The organism is Burkholderia sp. JP2-270 (assembly GCF_003233675.1).
Taxonomy (GTDB): Bacteria; Pseudomonadota; Gammaproteobacteria; order Burkholderiales; family Burkholderiaceae; genus Burkholderia; species Burkholderia pyrrocinia_C.
In genome coordinates this window covers 386067-407531 of record NZ_CP029825.1, presented here as the reverse complement: position 1 = coordinate 407531, position 21465 = coordinate 386067, and the positions used below count along the sequence as shown (strand labels likewise).

At 67.6% G+C, this 21465-nt stretch carries 18 protein-coding genes; 11 read left to right on the top strand and 7 right to left on the bottom strand.

Annotated elements, in window-relative coordinates; translation table 11 throughout:
- Positions 1-254: 254 nt before the first annotated feature.
- The 3 genes from DM992_RS19460 to DM992_RS19450 all read right to left on the bottom strand — a co-directional run bounded on the left by DM992_RS19460 (position 255) and on the right by DM992_RS19450 (position 5268).
- Positions 255-1442, bottom strand: a complete 1188-nt coding sequence (locus DM992_RS19460) for a porin (RefSeq protein WP_111018239.1) — start codon at positions 1440-1442, stop codon at positions 255-257.
- A 106-nt stretch (positions 1443-1548) separates the two neighbouring features.
- On the bottom strand, positions 1549-3969 hold the full coding sequence (locus DM992_RS19455) for a glycoside hydrolase family 31 protein (protein WP_111018238.1): 2421 nt from the start codon (positions 3967-3969) through the stop codon (positions 1549-1551).
- 27 nt (positions 3970-3996) lie between these two features.
- Positions 3997-5268, bottom strand: a complete 1272-nt coding sequence (locus tag DM992_RS19450; protein WP_111018237.1) for an MFS transporter — start codon at positions 5266-5268, stop codon at positions 3997-3999.
- Between the two features lie 464 nt (positions 5269-5732).
- On the opposite strand from DM992_RS19450, the gene DM992_RS19445 reads away from it, so the two are divergent.
- From DM992_RS19445 to DM992_RS19410, 8 genes are all read left to right on the top strand, one after another.
- Complete coding sequence (locus tag DM992_RS19445) at positions 5733-6677, top strand: MurR/RpiR family transcriptional regulator (protein ID WP_111018236.1); 945 nt, start codon at positions 5733-5735, stop codon at positions 6675-6677.
- Entirely contained in the window at positions 6674-7672 is a 999-nt protein-coding gene (locus DM992_RS19440; RefSeq protein WP_111018235.1) for an isoaspartyl peptidase/L-asparaginase, read from the top strand. Before DM992_RS19445 ends, DM992_RS19440 begins: the two co-directional genes overlap by 4 nt.
- Positions 7673-7697: 25 nt before the next feature.
- Positions 7698-9584: a dipeptide ABC transporter ATP-binding protein gene (locus tag DM992_RS19435; protein ID WP_111018234.1), complete on the top strand. Its 1887-nt coding sequence runs from the start codon at positions 7698-7700 to the stop codon at positions 9582-9584.
- A 129-nt stretch (positions 9585-9713) separates the two neighbouring features.
- Positions 9714-11276 carry a glutathione ABC transporter substrate-binding protein GsiB gene (gsiB, locus tag DM992_RS19430; RefSeq protein ID WP_111018233.1) on the top strand — a complete coding sequence of 521 codons (1563 nt, stop codon included), beginning with the start codon at positions 9714-9716 and terminating at the stop codon, positions 11274-11276.
- Between the two features lie 67 nt (positions 11277-11343).
- Positions 11344-12264 carry a glutathione ABC transporter permease GsiC gene (gsiC, locus tag DM992_RS19425; RefSeq protein ID WP_111018232.1) on the top strand — a complete coding sequence of 307 codons (921 nt, stop codon included), beginning with the start codon at positions 11344-11346 and terminating at the stop codon, positions 12262-12264.
- Between the two features lie 7 nt (positions 12265-12271).
- Positions 12272-13165, top strand: a complete 894-nt coding sequence (gene gsiD / locus DM992_RS19420) for a glutathione ABC transporter permease GsiD (protein ID WP_111018231.1) — start codon at positions 12272-12274, stop codon at positions 13163-13165.
- Positions 13165-14247 (top strand): P1 family peptidase, encoded by a 1083-nt coding sequence (locus DM992_RS19415; protein ID WP_111018230.1) that lies wholly within the window; start codon positions 13165-13167, stop codon positions 14245-14247. Before gsiD ends, DM992_RS19415 begins: the two co-directional genes overlap by 1 nt.
- Positions 14244-15071: a M55 family metallopeptidase gene (locus tag DM992_RS19410; protein ID WP_111018229.1), complete on the top strand. Its 828-nt coding sequence runs from the start codon at positions 14244-14246 to the stop codon at positions 15069-15071. Before DM992_RS19415 ends, DM992_RS19410 begins: the two co-directional genes overlap by 4 nt.
- A 35-nt stretch (positions 15072-15106) precedes the next feature.
- Here the strand turns inward: DM992_RS19410 and DM992_RS19405 are convergent, their stop codons facing one another.
- Positions 15107-15886 (bottom strand): alpha/beta hydrolase, encoded by a 780-nt coding sequence (locus DM992_RS19405; protein WP_111018228.1) that lies wholly within the window; start codon positions 15884-15886, stop codon positions 15107-15109.
- 142 nt (positions 15887-16028) lie between these two features.
- On the opposite strand from DM992_RS19405, the gene DM992_RS19400 reads away from it, so the two are divergent.
- Positions 16029-16808, top strand: a complete 780-nt coding sequence (locus DM992_RS19400) for a helix-turn-helix transcriptional regulator (protein WP_111018227.1) — start codon at positions 16029-16031, stop codon at positions 16806-16808.
- A gap of 466 nt (positions 16809-17274) precedes the next feature.
- Here DM992_RS19400 and pcaG read toward each other — a convergent pair whose 3' ends face one another.
- The 3 genes from pcaG to DM992_RS19385 form a co-directional block, all read right to left on the bottom strand.
- Positions 17275-17868, bottom strand: a complete 594-nt coding sequence (gene pcaG, locus DM992_RS19395) for a protocatechuate 3,4-dioxygenase subunit alpha (protein ID WP_111018226.1) — start codon at positions 17866-17868, stop codon at positions 17275-17277.
- Positions 17869-17871: 3 nt separating this feature from the next.
- The gene (pcaH, locus tag DM992_RS19390; RefSeq protein WP_034179751.1) at positions 17872-18579 is read right to left on the bottom strand and encodes a protocatechuate 3,4-dioxygenase subunit beta; all 708 of its coding nucleotides are present in this window, start codon (positions 18577-18579) and stop codon (positions 17872-17874) included.
- 280 nt (positions 18580-18859) lie between these two features.
- Positions 18860-19423: a YiiX/YebB-like N1pC/P60 family cysteine hydrolase gene (locus DM992_RS19385; RefSeq protein WP_111018225.1), complete on the bottom strand. Its 564-nt coding sequence runs from the start codon at positions 19421-19423 to the stop codon at positions 18860-18862.
- Positions 19424-19543: 120 nt separating this feature from the next.
- Between DM992_RS19385 and DM992_RS19380 the strand changes: the two genes are divergently transcribed.
- Positions 19544-20281, top strand: coding sequence for a helix-turn-helix transcriptional regulator (locus tag DM992_RS19380; protein WP_111018224.1), 738 nt, complete (start codon positions 19544-19546; stop codon positions 20279-20281).
- Between the two features lie 77 nt (positions 20282-20358).
- Complete coding sequence (gene pcaQ / locus DM992_RS19375; protein ID WP_111018223.1) at positions 20359-21345, top strand: pca operon transcription factor PcaQ; 987 nt, start codon at positions 20359-20361, stop codon at positions 21343-21345.
- Positions 21346-21465: the final 120 nt, after the last annotated feature.

The following is a 21465-nucleotide window of genomic DNA, read 5'->3' as shown; positions in this document are numbered from 1 at the left end:
GCGCGTCGGACCCTGATACGGCGCGCGTCGAGTGTACCGCGGTGTCAGGACTGCAAGAAGGGGCATGCAGGAGGGATTAACCTGACGGATTGTAAGGTATCGGCGCGACCGAGAAAACCCGCGCGGTTTGCACGGCGGGCAGACGGGACGTCGAAAGCCCGGTGAACGCGGGGTCTCGCGCGCCCGGACGGCGCGCGTGCAACGCGCATCGTCCGGGGCGCGGGCAGCGCACTGAAGGCGCTGCCCGTGCGGGTTCAGAACGTGACGGCGATGCCGGCCATGCCGACGAACTGACCGTGCGTCGTCGACGGCGTGAGCTGCTGCGAATCGCCGACGATCGGCGCCGCATCGATGACGTGGCCGGCGCCTTGCGCGCCGAGCGTCTGCCCGCTCGAATGCGTGTACGCCTGCAGCGCATAGAGCGTCGTGCGCTTCGACAGGCTGTACGACTCCTTCAGCGAATACTGCTGGTAGCGGGCCGCGCTCGCGACGCCGTTCGCCTTCGATGCCAACGTGTATGCGAATGCGCCGGCCACCGAGAATGCCGGAGTGAAACGGTATGCGGCGAGCGCGCCGTAGGTGTTGAACACGGCGGTGTCCGTGAACGCGGAGCCGTTGCCGGGCAAGTATTTCACGTTCGAATAGTTGATGCCCATCGTCAGGTCGCCGAGCGTGTAGTTGCCTGCCGCCGCGACCTGCTCGACGGCCTTCGCGGTCAGGTAGCCCTGGTTCAGCACGGACACCGCAAAACTGCCCGACGACGCGGCGGCCGGGTTCAGGAAGCCCGCCGACGAGCCCGAGCTGTTGATGCGCAGGTAGCCGGCCGCGATCCCGATCGGCCCGTTCGCATAGCGCAGCGCGGCGCTGAACGTGTTGCCCTTGCCGGTCGCGCCGGCAATGCCGCCGAATGCGTACATCGCGCTCGCGCTCAGCCCGGCGAAGGTCGGCGACGTATAGGTGACCGAGTTGTTTACGCGGATCGTCGTGTCGAGGCCGTCGATGTCGCCCGGATGCGCACCCGTCGCGCCGGTCAGCCAACTGCTCGACGCGTACGGGCCGACGAACAGGAAGTAGGGTGTGTACTGGCGGCCGGCCGTCAGCGTGCCGTAGCGAGCATTGCGCAGGCCGACGAACGCCTGGCGATTGAATATCGTGCCGGCGGCAGCCTGCGCGCCGTTGTTCAGGTTGAAGCCGGACTGCAGGTCGAAGATCGCGTGCGTGCCGCCGCCGAGATCCTCGTCGCCGCGCAGCCCGAACTTCGACGCATACAGGTTGCCGTCGCGCATGTAGATGTTTGAGTGGCCCTGCTGGTTGTTCACGTACGCGATCGAATCGTCGACGACGCCGTACAACGTCACGCTGCTCTGCGCGCGGACGGCGGTCGTGCCGAGCGATGCGGCCGATAAAATCAGGATTGCATATCGATTGACGGGTGATTTCATTGTCGATCTCCAGATCTTTTCAAAGGGAGCGGGAGGTTCGGAGGCCTCCTCTGGGGCGGGCGGCGGGCCGCGCGAACGGCCTGCCTGATTGATGCGGCGCGTGCGGTCAGTGATCGAACGCGACGACGATGCGGCGCCATGCGCCGTCCTGCGCATCCTGCTCGACGCGCGCGCCGCGGACGGCGAGCGGGCCTTGCACCGAGGCGGGCAGCAGGATCTCGACGCGGTCGGCCGGGCGGATCGGGCGGCCGTCCCAGCGGACCGACACGCCGAGCGCGCCCGACGCCTCGCGGCCGGTCTCGATCCGCCACAGCCCGTATTCGCCGTCGCGCCACGCTTCCGTCTCGCCATCGTCCTCGACGCATTCGCCGTACGCGACGCCGTCCTCGATGCGCGGCGCGACGAGGAAGCCGCGCGTGTCGGCGCGCGCGCCGAAATGCTGTGCCGCGACGTTCAGCGGCAGCGCGCGGCCTTCGCGCAGCAGCATCACCGGCGTATCGAGCGGCGCGGGCAGCGTGACGCTCGCGCCGCCGTCGAACGACTGCGCGCTCGCGCAGCACGTCCAGCGCGCGCCCGACGGCAGGTAGACCGTGCGTTCGGTGCGGCCGGGATCGACGACCGGCGCGACCAGCAGCCCGTCGCCGAGCATCATGTCGTCGCACTCGTCGTAGCAGCGCGCATCGCCGGGGAAATCGGCGAAGGTCGGCCGCAGCACGGGCTCGTAGCGCGTCGTCGACAGCCACAGCAGGTGATAGAGGTACGGCAGCAGCCGGTAGCGCTGCTTGATCAGCGACGCGACCTGAGCGGCGATCTCCGGATACATCCACGGCTCGTTGACGGTGCCGTCGTCGTTCCACGAATGGATGCTGAAGCGCGGCATGAAGATGCCGAACTGCACCCAGCGCAGCAGGAGTTCCGGCGACGGCGCGGGCCCGGAGAAGCCGCCGATGTCGTGACCGATGTTCGACACGCCCGACAGCGCGAGCCCGAGGCCCATCTTCAGGTTGTAGCGCAGCGTTTCCCACGACGTGGTGTTGTCGCCGGACCAGGTCTGCACGTAGCGCTGCATGCCGGCGCCGCCGGAGCGCGACACCAGGAACGGACGCTGCGCCGGCGCATGCGCGCGCTGCGCGTCGCGCGACGCGCGCATCATCAGCATCGTCTGCAGCACCTTCGCCTCGCGTGCGGGGAACGGCTGGCCGAAGCCGTGCGCGATCGCATCCGGCGACCAGATCTCGTATTCGTTGTTGTCGTTCCAGGTCGACTCGATCCCGTATTCGAGCAGCGCCGACGTGACCTGCTCGCACCACCAGCGGTACGCGTCCGGCTGCGTGAAGTCGAGATACGCGCCGACCTCGTCCCAGAACTGCACCCACGCAGGCTCGCCGGACGCCGAGCGGATCAGCAGCCCGCGTTTTGCGGCATCGTCGAACGCCGGATGGTCGCGCAGCAGGCACGGCTTGATGTTCGCGCACAGACGGATGCCGTGGTCGCGGTAGTGCTTCACGAAACCCTTCGCGTCGGGAAACTTGTCGCGGTTCCAGTTGAACACGTAGCGCTTCGCGCCGATCGACGTATAGCCCGACGACAGGTGGAACGAGTCGCACAGGATGTCGTGCGCGTCGCACTGCTCGACGAACTGGTTCATCTGCTGCTGCGCGTCCGGCGCATCGGTGTAGCTCATCGTCGAGCCCGAATAGCCGAGGCCCCATTTCGGCGTGCGCGCGGGGCGTCCGGTGAGCCACGTGAAGCGCCGCGCGGCCGCGAGCGGCGTATCGGGCGATGCGATGAAGTAGTAGTCGAGGTCGCCGTGCTCGGCGACGAAATAGCGGTACGGGCCGTGATAGTTGTCGAGTTCGCGGCCCATGTCGAACGAGCAATCCGACAGCGTGTCGTAGAAGAGGCCGAACCCCTGGCACGCATCGGGCGACCACGTGATGTAGAACGGGATGTGCTTGTACAGCGGGTCGGTGTGCTTCGCGCTGTAGCCCATCGCGTCGATGTTGCGCATCTCGAAGCGCGCGCCCGTGCGGTCGAGGTCGCCCGCGCGTTCGCCGAGGCCGAACACCTTGTCGCCGCGCTCGCGGGCGACGTAGTGATACGTGCGATCGTCCCACCAGCCGAAGTTGTACGCCTGCGTCGCGCGGTCGGCGAGCGCGACGCGCCATGCGCCGTCCGCGCCGCGCATCGACCACGTGCAATGACCGCCTTGCCAGCGCACCGCGAGCCGGATCTGCGCGGTTTCGATGCGCAGGCCGTCGTCGTCTTCGGCGAGGCTCCAGGAAGGCAGCGCGAAGCCGTCCAGGTCGAGGCGGTCGCGCCCGTCGAGCGGCACGTCGTCGAGGCCCGGCGCGATCGACCACGTGCGCGGCGTGCGTGCCGTAGCGTCGGGCAGCACGCGCACGCGCACGATGTCGTCCTCGAGCACGAAGATTTCGAGGGTCGCGCCCGCGTCGGACGCGAGCAGCAGGCGGTTCGCGTGCCGGGCGGCGATGCGGAACACGGGCGGATGAAGAAGCGAAGTCATGAAGGCGATTCCTGGTGAGAGCGAATGTCAGGCGTGTCGTGCGAGCAGGCGTTCCTGCTTCGATTGTCCGCGGATCAGCACCGCGAGCAGCGTGACGCCGATGATGTCGAACAGGCCGAGGCACGCGAACAGCGGCGCATAGCCGATCTTGTCCGCGAGCGCGCCGACCAGCAGCGAGAAACCGAGCCCGCCGATCCATGCGGCCATCCCGGCGAAGCCGCTCGCGGTGCCGACTTCCTCGGAATCGAACACGTCGGCCGACAGCGTGTTGACGAGTGCGGAGATCATCTGGTGCGCGAAGCCGCCGACGCAGAACAGCGCGATGGCCGTGTACGGCGACGACACGAGGCCGATCATCGCGGGCCCGAGCATCAGCACCGCGCCGAGCGCGACGCCGGCGACGCGCGACCACACGAGCGGCAGCTTGAAGCGGTTGGCGAGATACGGCGACAGGTAGCCGCCCGCGATGCCGCCGGCGTCGGCCGCGAGAAACGGCATCCACGCGAAGATCGCGATCTGCGTGAGCGGCATGTGGCGCTCGGTCGCGAGGTACAGCGGAATCCAGAAGCTGAAGGTTTGCCACGCGGGTTCGGCGAAGAAGCGCGGCAGCGCGATGGCCCAGAAGCGCCGCGCGGTGACGACGTCGCGGATGCGGCGCTTCGACACCGGCGGCATCGTGGCCTGGCCGTCGCGGATCAGTGCGCGCTCCTGCGGCGTGATGCGCGGATGATCGGCGGGCGACCGGTACTGCGTGTACCAGAGCGCGGCCCACACGAAGCCGAGCGCGCCGGTGACCATGAACGCCGATTGCCAGCCGAACCGCATCGAGATGAACACGACGAGCGGCGGCGCGATCGCTGCGCCGAGCGACGTGCCCGCGTTGAAGTAGCCGACCGCGACGGATTTCTCGCGATCGGGAAACCATTCGGCGACGGCCTTCATCCCCGACGGAATCGCGGCGGCCTCGAACAGCCCGAGAAAGCCGCGCAGGATGCCGAGCGACAGCCAGCCCGACGCGAAGCCGTGCGCGACGCCGACCACCGACCACAGCATCGCGAACAGCGCGAACCCGAGCCGCAGCCCGATCAGGTCGACGATGAACCCGCACACGGGCTGCATGATCGTGTAGCCGATCTGGAACGCGCCGACGATGTACGAATACTGCTGCGTCGAGATCGCGAATACCTGCTTCAGCTCGGGGGCGAGCACCGCGAGGGAGTTCCGTGCGAGGTAGTTGAGGATCGTGCCGAGACACACGAGCACGATGATCCACCAGCGCAACGCCTTGACTGTTTTCACTGCTGTCTCCTGTTGGGCAGGGCGGGCATGCGGCACCTGCCTGATCCATGCAAGCCGTCCGGTCAGGAAGGCTTTTTCAGCTTATTTGTACGATGTCCGATCTTGATGGGCGCCGCTTTTGCCGGTTTTCATCGAAATGACGCTATTCGAGCGAACATTTTGTCGTCACTGGATACGGTTGTTATCTGACGACTGATCATTTTCGAACATCCTATGTTCGAATGCGAATCCGGTCAACGTGAATTTGCATTCGAACGAACTTGCTTGGGGTTTTCCCGATGAGAGGGGCGGCGTGAGCGGAAGCGCATGGCGGTTGCGTGCCAAAGCCCGTGCGGCGGGGCCGTGCGATGGCCTGGCGATCGGTGGGCGCAGGACGGGGCGTGACAACCCTGATGAAAATTTATTTTTTTTCAGGCTGCGGATTGTGTAAATTGATTTTCATCTTCCTTGCAACAACCATTCGCATGACGCCTCTCGTTCCGCACGACGCCAGTCACGACGAACCCGCGATCGCCGAGCGGATCGCGTCGGCAATGCCGTTGATGACGCCGATCCACCGGCGCATGGGCGAATTCGTGCTCGCGAATCCGTTTCGCGCGGCGACGATGCGGATCGACGAACTCGCGCAGGCCGTGAATGCGTCGATCGCGACCGCGAACCGCTTCGCGAAGGCGCTCGGCTTCGACGGCTATCCGGCGATGCGCGCGGCACTCGTGCGCGGCTTCGAAGCGACGCTCGGGCCGGTCGAACGGTTGCGCTCGGCGCAGGAGCAGGAGTCCGGCGTGCGCGGCGCGGCATGGATCGACGCGGTGTTCGACCAGGCCGTCGCGAACATCGAGAACACGCGTGCGCAACTGGACGCGGCCGATGTCGAGGCTGCGGTCGAGGCGATCGTCGGCGCGCGGCGCGTGCTGATCCTCGGCGCGGGATCGAGCGCGTTTCTCACCGGGCTGATGGAGCACGGGCTGTCCGTGTGTCACGACAACGTGCAGTCGCTCGCGCTGCTCGGCGGCCCGTCGCACGCGGCGCGGCGCCTGTATACGGCCGACTCGCGCGATCTCGTGATCGCGCTCGCGTTTCCGCGCTACGTGAAGGACACGATCGAGCTGGCCCGCCGCGCGGCGGCGCGCGGCGCGCGCGTGCTCGGCATCTCCGACGGCCCGGAATCGCCGCTCGCACCGATCGCGTCGCTGAACCTGTACGTCAAGGCCGAACGGCGCTTCGCGGCCACGTCGGAAGCGGCCGTGCTCACGATGATCGAGGCGCTGATCGACGCGGTCGCGCTGCGCACGCACCGGTCCGCGAAGTCCGCCGCCGAGATGACCGAATTCCTGCTGCCGTGGCTCGTGCAGCCGCAAGCGGCGCTGTCGGCCGCCAACCCTTCTTCCCCCCGTCCGAAAAAATCATGACTTCTCCCGCGATCGTCGCGATTCACGGTGGCGCAGGCACGATCCTGCGCGATGCGATGGATACCGAAACCGAACGCCGGTACCGTGCCGAACTGACCGCGATCCTGCAGGCCGCGCAGCAGGTGCTGGCCGACGGCGGCAGCGCGCTCGACGCCGTCACCGTCGCGGTGCGGATGCTCGAGGACTGCCCGCTGTTCAACGCCGGACGCGGCGCCGTGTATACGGCCGAAGGCAAGCACGAGCTCGACGCGGCGGTCATGGACGGCGCGACGCTCGGCGCCGGCGCGATCTGCTGCGCGACGCGCGTGCGCAATCCCGTGTTGGCCGCGCGGCGCGTGATGGAGGCGAGCGAACATGTGCTGTTTGCCGGTGCGGGCGCCGATGCGTTCGCGGCCGCGCAGGGGCTCGAACTCGCGGAACCCGGCTACTTCGACACTGAAATGCGTCACGCGCAGTGGCTCAAGGCGCGCGCGGCGGCCGGGATGATGCTCGATCACGACGCGGCGACGTTCGCGTTCGGCAAATCGCAATCGCAGCCGCAGCCGGCCGAACCGCTCGATCCGGACCGCAAGCACGGCACGGTCGGCGCGGTCGCGTGCGACCTGCACGGCCATATCGCCGCGGCGACGTCGACGGGCGGTATCACGAACAAGCAGCCGGGGCGTGTCGGCGATTCGCCGATCATCGGCGCGGGCTGCTATGCGGACGATGCAACCTGCGCGGTGTCGTCGACGGGCACCGGCGAGACGTTCATCCGGCTCGCGACCGCGCATGACGTTGCCGCGCAGATCGCGTATCGCGGCGCGTCGCTGGCCGACGCCGCACACGACGTCGTGATGAACAAGCTGCCGCGCCTGGCGGGCCGCGGCGGGATCATCGCGGTCGACGCGCACGGCAACGTCGCGATGCCGTTCAACACCGAAGGGATGTACCGCGGCTACGCGCGCGTCGGCGAAGCGCCTGTCGTCGGCATCTACCGCGACGACGCAGCCTGATTCCGGATCGTACGAGGAGATACGCATGACTTCGAGCCGTAACCCGTCCGGCCTGGCGCTGCCCGAGCAGCGCGTCGTCGCCGTGGACGACCTGTCGGTCACGTTCCGCCGCGAAGGCGCGACGTTCGACGCGGTGCGCAACGTGTCGTTTCACGTCGATCGCGGCGAGACGCTCGCGATCGTCGGCGAATCGGGTTCCGGCAAGTCGGTCACGTCGCTCGCGCTGATGCGGCTCGTCGAGCATGGCGGCGGCGCGATCACGAGCGGCCGGATCGCGTTCCGGCGCCGCGGCGGCGCGCTGCTGGATCTGGCGCAGGCGAGCGCCGCGACGATGCGCGGCATCCGCGGCTCGGACATCGCGATGATCTTCCAGGAGCCGATGACGTCGCTGAACCCGGTGTTTACGGTCGGTGACCAGATCAGCGAGGCGATCGCGCTGCACCAGTCGAAAAGCGCGGCCGAAGCACGCGCGGAAGCGCTGCGGCTGCTCGATCTCGTGCGCATCCCGGAAGCGCGCCGGGTGTTCGTGCGTTATCCGCATCAGTTGTCGGGCGGGATGCGGCAGCGCGTGATGATCGCGATGGCGCTGTCGTGCCGACCGGCGCTGCTGATCGCCGACGAGCCGACGACCGCGCTCGACGTGACGATCCAGGCGCAGATCCTGCAACTGATTCGCGGGCTGCAGGACGAGATGAACATGGGCGTGATCTTCATCACGCACGACATGGGCGTGGTGGCCGAAGTGGCCGACCGCGTGCTCGTGATGTATCGCGGCGAGAAGGTCGAGGAGGGCGAATCGGAGCGCATCTTCGCGACGCCCGCGCATCGCTATACGCGTGCGCTGCTCGCGGCCGTGCCGCGGCTCGGCTCGATGCAGGGTACCGACATACCCGAGAAATTCCCGCTGCTGAAGGTGGACGGCACAAGCGCCGGGCCTGCGGCGAACGACGATGCGCAGCCGCCCGTCGACCCGGCTTCGACGCCGATCCTGCGCGTACGCGATCTCGTCACGCGCTTTCCGGTGAAGAGCGGCGTGTTCGGCCGCGTGTCGCAGTACGTGCATGCGGTCGAACGCGTGAGCTTCGAGCTGCGCGCGGGCGAGACGCTGGCACTGGTCGGCGAGTCGGGCTGCGGCAAGTCGACCACCGGCCGCTCGCTGCTGCGCCTCGTCGAATCGCAGAGCGGCTCGATCGAATTCGACGGCCGCGACATCAGCGCGCTGAAGGGCCCGGACCTGCAGGCGCTGCGCCGGAACATCCAGTTCATCTTCCAGGATCCGTTCGCGTCGCTGAACCCGCGCCTCACGGTCGGTTTCTCGATCATGGAGCCGCTGCTCGTGCACGGCGTCGCGAGCGGCCGCGAAGCGCAGGCGCGCGTCGACTGGCTGCTCGACAAGGTCGGCCTGCCGCCCGAGGCCGCGCGCCGCTATCCGCACGAATTCTCGGGCGGCCAGCGCCAGCGGATCGCGATCGCGCGCGCGCTCGCGCTGAACCCGAAGGTCGTGATCGCCGACGAATCGGTATCGGCGCTCGACGTGTCGGTGCAAGCGCAGATCGTCAACCTGATGCTCGACCTGCAGCGCGAGCTCGGCGTCGCATACCTGTTCATCTCGCACGACATGGCCGTCGTCGAGCGCGTCAGCCATCGCGTCGCGGTGATGTATCTCGGCCAGATCGTCGAGATCGGCCCGCGCCGCGCGGTGTTCGAAGCGCCGCAGCATCCGTATACGAGGAAGCTGATGAGCGCGGTGCCCGTGGCCGACCCCGCGCGCCGGCACGCGCCGCGCCAGCTCGCGGCGGACGAAATCCCGAGTCCGATCCGCGCGGCCGGCGACGAGCCGGTGGTTGCGCCGCTCGTCGCGGTCGGTCCCGATCATTACGTCGCGGCGCATCGCGTCGGCGGCGCGTACTGAGCGCGCGGGAGGTTGCATATGGACCGCAGCTGCGCACGAGCAAGGCAACGGCGTCTTTTTCCCGAGCGGGGGCAGTCACGCCGCGATTTCAACCATGCGTTACCGAATCATCCACAGGAGCCCAACAAGATGAACAAGCCGTATTCGTTCCCGATGTTCCGTCCGCGCGCGCTGCTCGCTGCGGGTGCCGGCGCGTTCGCGCTGTCGGCCGCGGTGCCCGCGTTCGCGCAGCAGACCGCGGTGATGGCGGTGGATTTGACGTTTACGACGATGGACCCGTACGACGCGAACGACACGGTGTCTCAGGCCGTCGTCAAGTCGTTCTACCAGGGGCTGTTCGGCTTCGACAAGGACATGAAGCTGGTCAACGTGCTGGCGATGAGCTACGACGCGAGCGCCGATGCGAAGACCTACACGATCAAGCTGCGCCAGGGCGTGAAGTTCCATGACGGCACCGATTTCAACGCGGCGGCCGTGAAGGCGAACTTCGACCGCGTGACCGATCCCGCGAACCACCTGAAGCGCTACAACATGTTCCGCGTGATCGAGAAGACCGAGGTCGTCGATCCGTACACGGTGAAGGTCACGCTGCGCGAGCCGTTCTCGGCGTTCATCAACACGCTCGCGCACCCGTCGGCCGTGATGATCTCGCCGGCCGCGATGAAGAAGTGGGGCCGCGACATCGCGCTGCATCCGGTCGGCACCGGGCCGTTCGAGTTCGTCGAATGGAAGCAGACCGACGACCTGAAGGTAAAGAAGTTCGCCGGCTACTGGAAGAAGGGTTACCCGAAGATCGACGCGATCGACTGGAAGCCGGTGGTCGACAACAACACGCGCGCGGCGCTGATGAAGACGGGCGAAGCCGATTTCGCGTTCCGCATTCCGTTCGAGCAGGCAGCCGACCTGAAGGGCAACCCGAAGGTCGATGTCGTCGAGCGGGCGTCGATCGTGCAGCGCTTCGTGTCATTGAATACGCTGCAGAAGCCGTTCGACAATCCGAAGGTGCGCCAGGCGCTGAACTACGCGGTGAACAAGGAAGCGCTCGCGAAGGTCGCGTTCTCCGGTTTCGCGACGCCGGCCACCGGCGTGGTGCCGCAGGGTGTCGACTACGCGACGAAGCTCGGCCCCTGGCCGTACGATCCGGCGAAGGCGCGCGCGCTGCTGAAGGAGGCCGGTTATCCGAACGGCTTCGAGACGACCCTGTGGTCCGCGTATAACAACTCGACGTCGCAGAAGGCGATCCAGTTCGTGCAGCAGCAGCTCGCGCAGGTCGGCGTGAAGGTGCAGGTGCAGGCGCTGGAAGCCGGCGAGCGCGTCGCGAAGGTCGAGAGCGCGCCGGATCCGGCGAAGGCGCCGGTGCGGATGTACTACATCGGCTGGTCGTCGTCGACGGGCGAGGCGAACTGGGCGATCACGCCGCTGCTCGCCGCCGCGTCGGCGCCGCCGAAGCTCGTCAATACCGCGTACTACAAGAACGATACGGTCGACGGCGATCTCACGAAGGCGCTCGAGACAGTCGATCGCACGAAGAAGGCCGAACTCTACGGCGACGCGCAGAAGCAGATCTGGACCGATGCGCCGTGGATCTTCCTCGTGCAGGAGAAGATCGTGTATGCACGCAGCAAGCGGCTGCAGGGCGCGTACGTGATGCCGGACGGCTCGTTCAACTTCGACGAAATCTCGCTGAAATGACGGCGGTTCACCCGCCACGCGGTGCCGGCGGCGCAATCCGCCGGCGCGTTGACCCGATCGGTGCCCCATGCTGAATTTCCTCGTCAAACGCCTGTTCGGCCTGCTGCCCACGCTCGCGATCGTCGCGGTGCTGGTGTTCCTGTTCGTGCACCTGCTGCCGGGCGATCCCGCGCGGCTCGCGGCCGGCCCCGAGGCCGACGACGCGACGGTCGCGCTCGTGCGCGCCGATCTCGGGCTCGACAAGCCGATGCCAACCCAGTTCGCGAACTTCTTCGTGAAGATCGCGCACGGCGACTTCGGCGTGTCGACGCGCAGCAAGCGGCCGGTATCGACCGAGATCGGCGAACGCTTCATGCCGACGCTGCTGCTGACGCTCGTCAGCATGGCGTGGGCGACGCTGTTCGGGATGGCGATCGGGATCGCGTCGGCGGTGTGGCGCAATCGTTGGCCCGACCGAATCGGCATGACGATCGCGGTGTCGGGCATCTCGTTTCCCGCGTTCGCGCTCGGCATGCTGCTGATGGAAATCTTCTCGGTGAAGCTCGGCTGGCTGCCGGTCGTGCCGGACGGCACGTGGAAGAGCTACGTGCTGCCGTCGCTGACGCTCGGCGCCGCGGTCGCGGCCGTGATGGCACGCTTCACGCGCGCGTCGTTCGTCGAGGTGCTGAACGAGGACTTCGTGCGCACCGCGCGCGCGAAGGGCGTGCACGAGCCGATGGTCGTGCTCAAGCACTGCCTGCGCAACGCGATGATCCCGGTCGTCACGATGATGGGGCTGCAGTTCGGCTTCCTGCTCGGCGGCTCGATCGTCGTCGAGGCCGTGTTCAACTGGCCGGGGCTCGGCCGCCTGCTCGTCGATTCGGTGACGATGCGCGACTACCCGGTGATCCAGGCGATCGTGCTGCTGTTCTCGCTCGAATTCATTCTGATCAACCTGACCGTCGACGTGCTGTACGCGGTCATCAACCCGACCATCCGGTTCAAGTGAGGCGCGCATGAACGCGACTGTCCAGACCGCGGCACCGGCCGCATCGACCGCGATCCGCACGCCGTGGCGCGAATTCTGGCGCAAGTTCCGCAAGCAGACCGTCGCGCTCGTCGCGGGCGGCTTCGTGCTGGCGCTCGTCGTGCTGGCATTCATCGGCCCGCACATCGTGCCGTTCGATCCGGAGAACTATTTCGACTACGACGCGCTGAACGCGGGGCCGTCGGCCGTGCACTGGTTCGGCGTCGATTCGCTCGGCCGCGACATCTTCAGCCGGATCGTCACCGGCACGCGCATCTCGCTCGCGGCCGGTTTCTTCTCGGTCGCGCTCGGCGCGCTGATCGGCACGGTCTTCGGGCTGCTCGCCGGCTACTACGAAGGCTGGTGGGATCGCATCACGATGCGCATCGCCGACGTGCTGTTCGCGTTCCCGGGCATCCTGCTCGCGATCGGCGTGGTCGCGATCCTCGGCAACGGGATGGTCAATGTGATCTGCGCGGTCGCGATCTTCAGCATCCCGGCGTTCGCGCGGCTCGTGCGCGGCAACACGCTGATGCTCAAGCACATGACCTACGTCGAGGCCGCGCGCAGCATCGGCGCGTCGGACAGGACGATCATCATGCGGCACATCCTGCCGGGCACCGTGTCGTCGGTCGTCGTCTACTTCACGATGCGGATCGGCACGTCGATCATCACGGCCGCGAGCCTGTCGTTCCTCGGGCTCGGCGCGCAGCCGCCGACGCCGGAGTGGGGCGCGATGCTCAACGAGGCGCGCGCGGACATGGTGACGGCGCCGCACGTCGCGATCTTCCCCAGCCTCGCGATCTTCCTGACTGTGCTCGCGTTCAACCTGCTCGGCGACGGGCTGCGCGACGCGCTCGATCCGAAGCTGGAGCGCCGCTGATGCGTGCTGCACCGATGTGGGCCGCGACGCTGCCGGCCGGGCCGCGCGGCACGATCGCCGACGTGCCGGGCGTGACGGTCGGCCATTGCACGCTCGATGCCGGCAACGTGCAGACCGGCGTGACCGTCGTCAAGCCGCATCAGGGTGACGTGTTCCGCAGCAAGGTGCCGGCCGGCGCGGCCGTGATCAACGGCTTCGGCAAGAGCGTCGGGCTCGTGCAGGTCGACGAGCTCGGCACGCTCGATACGCCGATCGCGCTGACCAACACGTTCGGCGTCGGCGCGGTCGCGCAGGCGCAGATCCGCGCGGCGATCGCCGCGAATCCGCAGATCGGCCGCGACTGGCCGACCGTCAATCCGCTCGTGTTCGAGTGCAACGACGGTTACCTGAACGACATCCAGGCGTTCGCGGTGACGGCCGCACATTACGACGACGCATGCCGCGCCGCGTCGCGCGGCGTCGCACGCGGCGCGGTGGGCGCCGGGCGCGGGATGTCGTGCTTCGACCTGAAGGGCGGGATCGGTTCGGCGTCGCGCGTCGCCGTCGCAGCCGGCCGGCCCTATACGGTCGGCGCGCTCGTGCTCGCGAATTTCGGCCGGCTGCCGAAGCTGACGCTCGGCGGCGTGCCGCTCGGGCGCATCGTCGCGCAACGGCGTGCGGCCGGGGCCGCGCACGCGGCGGCGCCCGAGCAGGGTTCGATCATCCTGCTGCTCGCGACCGATGCGCCGCTCGACGCGCGGCAACTGTCGCGGCTCGCACGCCGCGCGGGCGCGGGGCTGGCCCGCACGGGTTCCGTCTACGGGCACGGCAGCGGCGACATCGCGCTCGCGTTCTCGACCGCGTACACGATCGCGCACGACGCGTCGACCATCGCGCTGCCGGCCCTCGTGGCCGATGCGGCGCTCGATTCGTTGTTCATGGCCGCGGCCGAAAGCGTCGAGCATGCGATCGCCGATGCATTGCTGCAGGCCGTCACGGTCGCCGGGCGCGACGGCCATGTGCGGCAATCGCTGCGCGATGCGGTGCCCGATCTCGATCACCTGTTCAACGAAGGCAACGAAGGGCGTCTTACCCAGTCATGAAGATCCTGATCTCGACCGACATCGAGGGCGTCGCCGGCGTATTCGCTACCGAGCAGACGCGCGCCGGCAATCCGGAATACGAGCGCGCGCGCCGCTGGATGACGGCCGAGGCGAACGCGGCGATCGAAGGCGCGTTCGCGGGCGGCGCGCAGGCCGTCTGGATCAACGATTCGCATGGTGGCTTTCGCAACCTGCTGCCCGACGGGCTCGATGCACGCTCGCGCGTCGTGCTCGGCAAGCCGCGCACGCTCGGGATGATGGCGGGCCTCGAACAGCGTCCGGACCTCGTGTTCATGATCGGCTATCACGCGAAATCGCAGACGCGCGGCGTGCTGGCGCACACGATCAACAGCTTCGCGTTCACGCAGATATGGCTGAACGGTGTCGAGCTCGGCGAAGCCGGTCTGTACGGCGCGCTGGCGCGCGAATATGGCGCGCACGTCGCACTGGCAACCGGCGACGACGTGTTCGCCGAGGAAACGCAGCCGCTGTTTCCGGATGCGCGTTTCGAGACGATCAAGACGGCCGGCGGCGCATCGAGCGGCGACACGCTCACGCCCGCCGCGTCGTGTGCGCGAATCGCGACCGCCGCGCGCGAAACGGTCGCGCACGCGCTGTCGGCAGGCTTGTGTGCCGGCGCCCATCGGCCCGCGCCGGCCGCTTGCACGCTGCGCGTGCAGACGGCCGCGCTTGCCGACCTGTTCTGCATGCTGCCGTCGATCGAGCGAGTCGATGCGGTGACGCTGCGTTTCGACGGGCCGTCGGTCGAGCACGTGGTGCGCACGCTGAACAGCCTGTCGGCGATGTCGTTCATGCTGCGGTGATGCGCGCCGCAACGATGCTGCTTGAGTGCGGCGGGTCAGTCGATGGCGACGGGGTGTGCCGTCGCGGCGAGCAGGAATGCTTCCATCGCCGCGACCAGCGCGAGCGGCGTCTCGTTCATCGGATAGTGGCCCGCGTTGCGCAGCACGTCGACGGTGGCGCGCGGATAGCGCCGCAGGTAGGTGCGTGCCATCAGCGCCGCGTCGAACGCCGGATCGTGCTCGCCGATCAGCACTTTCACCGGATGGACGCCCGCGATCCCGTCGCTGAAATCCGTATCGGCCCACGCGCGGAAGTACGCGCCGAACGCATGCGGCGACGAACAGGCTGCCGAATACGCGGCTTTCCACTCGACCCAGGCGGCGGGCAGCCGGCCTCCCGTGCTGCGATCGATGATGGTCCTGCGATCGGCAAGATTGTCGGCGGCGCGCTCGAATAGTGCGCGCCGCTCGGCGTCGAACGGCAGGCCGCCGCAAGGCACGGGCGCAATCGGCACCAGCGCGCGCACGCGGTCGGGCGCGACGGCGGCGATCTTCTCGATCGCCATGCCTCCCATCGAATGGCCGACGAGGCTGAAGGTGGGGAAGCCGAGCGCGTCTGCGAGCGCTAGCGTGTCGGCGGCGATCTCGTCGATCGTGTAGTCGCCGGGGGCGTCGCGCATGCGGCCGTAGCCGCGGTAGTCCATGAACACATAGCTGAAGCGCTCGCGCGACAGCCACGCTTCGACGGGTTCGAACGCGCGGGCGTCGCCGAACCAGCCGTGCAGCACGAGAACGGGGTGGGGGCCGTCCCCCACGCGATGAAACGTATTCGGCATGTCCGCTCCGATGAGGTTGCAATCCGGCCGATCAGGCCGGCGGGTCTTGCGGCCGTCAGGTCGCGCAAGCGTGGAGCGGATCGTAGATGGATCGAAGGAGACCCGCCTTCGATATCGGGTCATTGATGATGGAATTCGGGCCGTGAGAAATACGCTGCTAGATCCCTACGAACACATTCCCCGGAGCGTGGTCGTGACCGCCAACGACTATGCGGCGGGCACGACGTTTCCGGAACACGCGCACGGGCGCGGGCAATTCGCGTTCGCGTCGCGCGGCACGATCAGCGTGTCGACGCCGCACGGCCGCTGGCTGGTGCCGCCGCAGCGCGCGTGCTGGGTGCCGGCCGGCGTGCGGCACGAAATGACGATGACGGGGCCGGTCACGATGCTCAACACGTTCGTGTCCGGCGACGCCGCGCAGGAAGCGGGCCTGCCCGGGCAGTGCGGCGTGTATGGCGTATCCGCGCTGCTGCGGCAACTGATCGACGATGCGATCGACCTGCCGGCCATGTACGACGTCGACGGCCGTGCTGGCAAGCTGATGGCGCTGCTGGTCGCGGAAATCGCGACGATGCCGCGCCTGTCGCTGCATGCGCCGCTGCCGGCCGACGCGCGGCTCGCGAAGGTGTGCCGGCACCTGTTCGCGTCGCCGTCGATCGCGGCCGATCTCGACCGCGTGGCCGCCGACGCGGGCGTGAGCCGGCGCACGTTCACGCGGCAGTTCCGCGCGCAGACGGGCGTGAGTTTCGCCGCATGGCGCCAACAGGTGTGCATGCTCGCGGCGATTTCCCGCCTGAGCGCCGGGCAGCCGGTGACGCGCGTCGCGCTCGATCTCGGGTATGCGAGCGCGAGTGCGTTCACGTCGGCGTTTCGCCGCATTCTGGGCGACACGCCAAGCCGGTATCTGGAGATTCGGCGCTAGGCGGAAGGAAGCGGCGACCGACGCGCGCCACGTCCGTGCGCCGGTCGCAGCCGCAAAAAAATACGCGCCTGCCCGATTCGGTCAGACGCGTTTAAAGGCACCCGGTCAGAAAAAAGCGCGCACAGCCAGCAGGGCAGTGTCGCGCATTGCTTGCGGGATTATTTCGTTTTTGGATTTAATCCTGCTGGCTCGTTGTGGATAACAAAGAATACGCCGCATAACACGCAAACGATATCCTGCCGGCCCGACGATTCATGTGCTGTCGCAGCATGCGTTTCAATCGTGCGTTCGATGCGGGGGCAGAAGGCCCGAGCAATGGACATCGGCAACCGCGGCCCGGTGCCATGCGGCGCAGCATCGAAAGATTGCGTCGAAACACGAAAAACGCCGCGTGGCGCGATCCCTGTCGGTATCGCGCCACGCGGCGGTGCGTCTGCATCCGGACCGGCCTGCGCCGGCGCGTGCGTCAGACGTCGAAGAACACCGTCTCGTCCGGCCCCTGCATGCGGATGTCGAAGCGGTAGACGATCGGGCGGCCCGGCTGCGCGTCGCGTTTCGCGACGAGCGTCGCGCGGCGTTCGGCCGGCACCGCGTTCAGCACGGGGTCGGCCGCATTCGCCGCGGCTTCGTCGTCGAAGTACACGCGCGTGAACGCATGGGAGAGGATCCCGCGCATCATCACGGTCACGTTGACGTGCGGCGCTTCGTCGGCGGCGATGCGGCCCGGCTTCACCGTCTCGACGACGAAGCGGTGCTGCGCATCGGTGCCCGTGCCGACCCGCGCGAAACCGGTGAAGCCGGATTTCGCGATGTCGTCGCGCGACGCCGGGTAGCGGCCCGCGCCGTCCACCTGCGTGAATTCGAGCACCGCGTCGCTGACGACGATGCCGTCGCCGTCGAACACCTGGCCGACCAGCAGCACGTGCTCGCCTTCGGCGTGCGTCGCGGCGATCGTCGGCGTGAACAGGCTTTTCAGGTCGTAGTCGTATTGCTGCGGGCACAGGCCGTATGCGAAGTACGGGCCGACCGTCTGCGAAGGGGTTTGCTTCAGCGTCGTCATGGTTCAGCGCTCCATCGGGGTAGCGTCGCGGCCGCGCAGCACGATGTCGAATTCGTAGCCGAGCGCATAGCCTTCTTCGGTGATGTCCATCGAGAAGCGCGAGATCAGGCGATCGCGCGCGGCCTCGGGCGTGCCCTGGAAGATCGGGTCGTACGCGAGCAGCGGGTCGCCGGGGAAGTACATCTGCGTGACGAGACGCGAGCCGAAGTAATCGCCGAACAGCGAGAAGTGGATGTGATTCGGGCGCCACGCGTTCGGATGGTTGCCCCACGGATACGCGCCGGGCTTGATCGTCAGGAAGCGGTAGCGGCCTTCGTCGTCGGTCAGGCAGCGGCCCGCGCCGAGGAAGTTCGGGTCGAGCGGCGCGTCGTGCTGGTCGACCTTGTGCACGTAGCGGCCGGCCGCGTTCGCCTGCCACACCTCGACGAGCGTGTTGCGCACGGGCTTGCCGCCTTCGTCGAGCACGCGGCCCGTGACGACCATGCGCTCGCCGAGCGGCTCGCCGTTCTTCACGGCGTTCTTCGTCAGGTCGTGATCGAGTGCGCCGAGATCTTCGGCGCCGTAGACGGGCGCGTACTGGTCGCGCAGCTTGTCTTTCAGCGGGATCAGCGGGCGGGTCGGGCCGCGCTTCACCGACGAGCGGTATTCGGGGTGGACATAGGCCGGATGCGACGGCCAGTCGCGCGGCGTGAGGATCGTGGGGGAATCCATCGGGCGTCTCCTGATAGGTATTTCGCGAAGTGGATGGCAGGACTTTAGCCAATCCGGAAAGTTATGCAAAATGACCTTTTTTCGCGAGACGCATAACCGTTCGTTATGTTCGCGGCACCCACGAAAAATCCGCCGGACAGGATGCCTGTCCGGCGGATGAAAGCGATCGGGCTTCGCGTCGTCGGTGACGACCCCGTGCACGGCCCTCCAGCCAGCCCGTCGCTATTTTTTGTCTTTTGTTCTTGTTCTTGTTATCCGGCCTCCCCGAGCCTGCCCGTCGTTATTTGCGGCCGGGATCGAACACGATCCCGTCGAATTCGAGCGACAGCGTGCCGCTGCGCAGCAGCGCGGCCGGCGTCGCCGCCTGCTCGGCACCGATCACGTCGCTCACGTACTGCGCGCAGAACGCGCGCCGCACCCGCAGGTTGAAGCGGTTGCCGAGCAATGCGTCGATCCGCTGTTCGGCCGTTGCATGCAACCGGCGCTGCTCGTCGGCGGTCGGTGCCGCGACGCGGCGCGCCAGCGCGATGCGTCCGCCGTCGGCATGGGCGACGAAGCGCGACAGCGGCGTGAGCTTCGTCCACGCAAACGCCGGCTCGGCGATCACGGGTTCGTCGCCCGACGTATCGACGACGATGCCGAAGCGATTGGCCCATGCGCCTGTCGTGCCTGCCGCGTCGCGCGGCGAACCGGCCGGCACGCGAATGAACACGAGATCGCCGACATGCGCGCCGGCGGCCAGCGTGCGGACGGTGGCGAGCGGCATCGTGCGATCCGTGTCGCGTGCATCGCGCGGTGCGGTGTGTTGCGGTTCGTAAGCGGCGGTTTCGGTTCGGGTGGCCATTTCGGCTCCGTCGTTGAGTGACAGGACGGAGCGGATTATGCAGACAAGTATCCAAAAGTGTTTGTCTGCATGCGCAGGTAGCCTAATATCCGACCTGGAGCATCGTTTTTCGATACCAAAATGACCGAAACCGCCCAACTTATCGAAACGCTGAAGCGCCAGTTGAAGGCGCAGGGAATGACCTATCACGACGTCGCGCGTGCGCTCGACGTGTCCGAGACGAGCGTGAAGCGGCTGTTCGCGAGCGGCCGCTTCACGCTGGAGCGCGTCGCGGAGATCGCGCAGTTGCTCGGCTATACGCTGGCCGAGCTCGTGCAGGAGGCATCGGCGTCGGCGCCGAGGCTGCACGTGCTGACCGAGCAGCAGGAGGCGCTGCTCGTGTCGGACGAGAAACTGCTGCTCGTCGCCGTCTGCGCGATCAACTACTGGACCGTGCAGGACATCGTGTCGGCCTATCGCGTGACGAAGGCGGAGTGCGTGAAATACCTGTTGATGCTCGACCGGATGAACGTCGTCGCGCTGCTGCCGGGCGACCGGATTCGCGTGCGCGTCGCGCGCGATTTCGACTGGCTGCCGGGCGGGCCGATCCGCCGTTATTTCCATGCGCACGCGCTCGGCGATTTTCTCGACAGCCGTTTCGACGGCGCGGGCGAGACGATGACGTTCTCGCAAGGGATGCTGACGGAGGCGGCCGCCGCGGAACTCGAACTGGAGTTGCGCCGGTTGCGCAGCAAGGCGGCCGCGCTGCATGCAGAATCGTCGTCCGCGCCGCTCGGGCAGAAGCACGGGACGGGCTTGCTGATCGCGAAGCGGATCTGGGAGCCGACCGGTTTCCACGCGCTGCGGCGTGGCTCGTGACGTTTCACCGACTGCTTGGGCTTATCCGGAAAGTTATGCAAAATGGTATTTCACTGTCATTCGCATAACCACTCGTTATGAATAACCGTATTGCCGACGGCCGCGTCAAGTTTCGGCACCTGCAGTGCTTTCTCGCGGTCGCGCAGTTGGGCGGCGTGCAGAAGGCGGCCGAAAGCCTGTCGATCACGCAGCCGGCCGTGTCGAAGACGATCGCCGAACTGGAGGCGATCCTCGGCGTGAAGCTGTTCGAGCGCGGCCGGCAGGGCGCGCAGCCGACCCGCGAAGCGCAGCTGTTCATGCCGCACGCAAACGCATGCGTGCTGGCGCTGCGGCAGGGCGTCGGGCTGCTTGCACGCGAGGGCGGGGCCGCCGCCGCGACGCTGGAAATCGGCATGCTGCCGACCGTCGCGGCATCGCTCGCGCCCGCGGTGATGAAGGCGCTGGCGGAGCGCTGGCCGCGCATCGTCGTGCGGATCGCGACGGCCGCGAACGCAGATCTGCTCGAGCGACTGAAGTCCGGTGCGATCGAATGCGCGATCGGGCGACTGTCGGAACCGGAGCGGATGATCGGGCTCGCGTTCGAGCAGTTGTACAACGAGCCGCTCGTCGCGGTCGTGCGCGCCGGGCACCCGCTGCTGTCGAGCGCGGCGCCGGCTACCGAACTCGCGCGCTATCCGGTCGTGCTGCCGCCGTACGGCACGCTGATCCGGCAGTCGGCCGAGCAACTGCTCGGCGCATGCGGTGCGCCGCCGCTGGATTCGTTCATCGAGGTGCTGTCGGTATCGGTCGCGCGTGCGCTGGCGCTCGAGAACGACGCGGTCTGGTTCGTGCCGCTCTATGCGGCCGAATACGATCTGTCGGCCGGTGCGCTGGCGCGCCTGCCGCTGCCGTCCGCGGGTACCGACGAGCCGGTCGGGCTCATCCTGCGCACCGATGCGCAGCCGTCGCCGGTCGCACGGACGCTGATCGATGCCGTGCGCGACATCGCGCGGTCGCGGTTCGGCGACAAGCGCCCGCACCGGACGCCGCGCGCCGCGCGCAAGCCGGGTCGCGCGGATCGCTGATCCTTCGGGCCGCGCGGCAAGCCCGGCAATCCCTTTCCTCGCTTCCGGATCTGCCATCCGGCCAGTAGCCGTCCTCGTGGTGCTTGGCATATCGTATCGTTTTTGGTACGCTCGGTGACA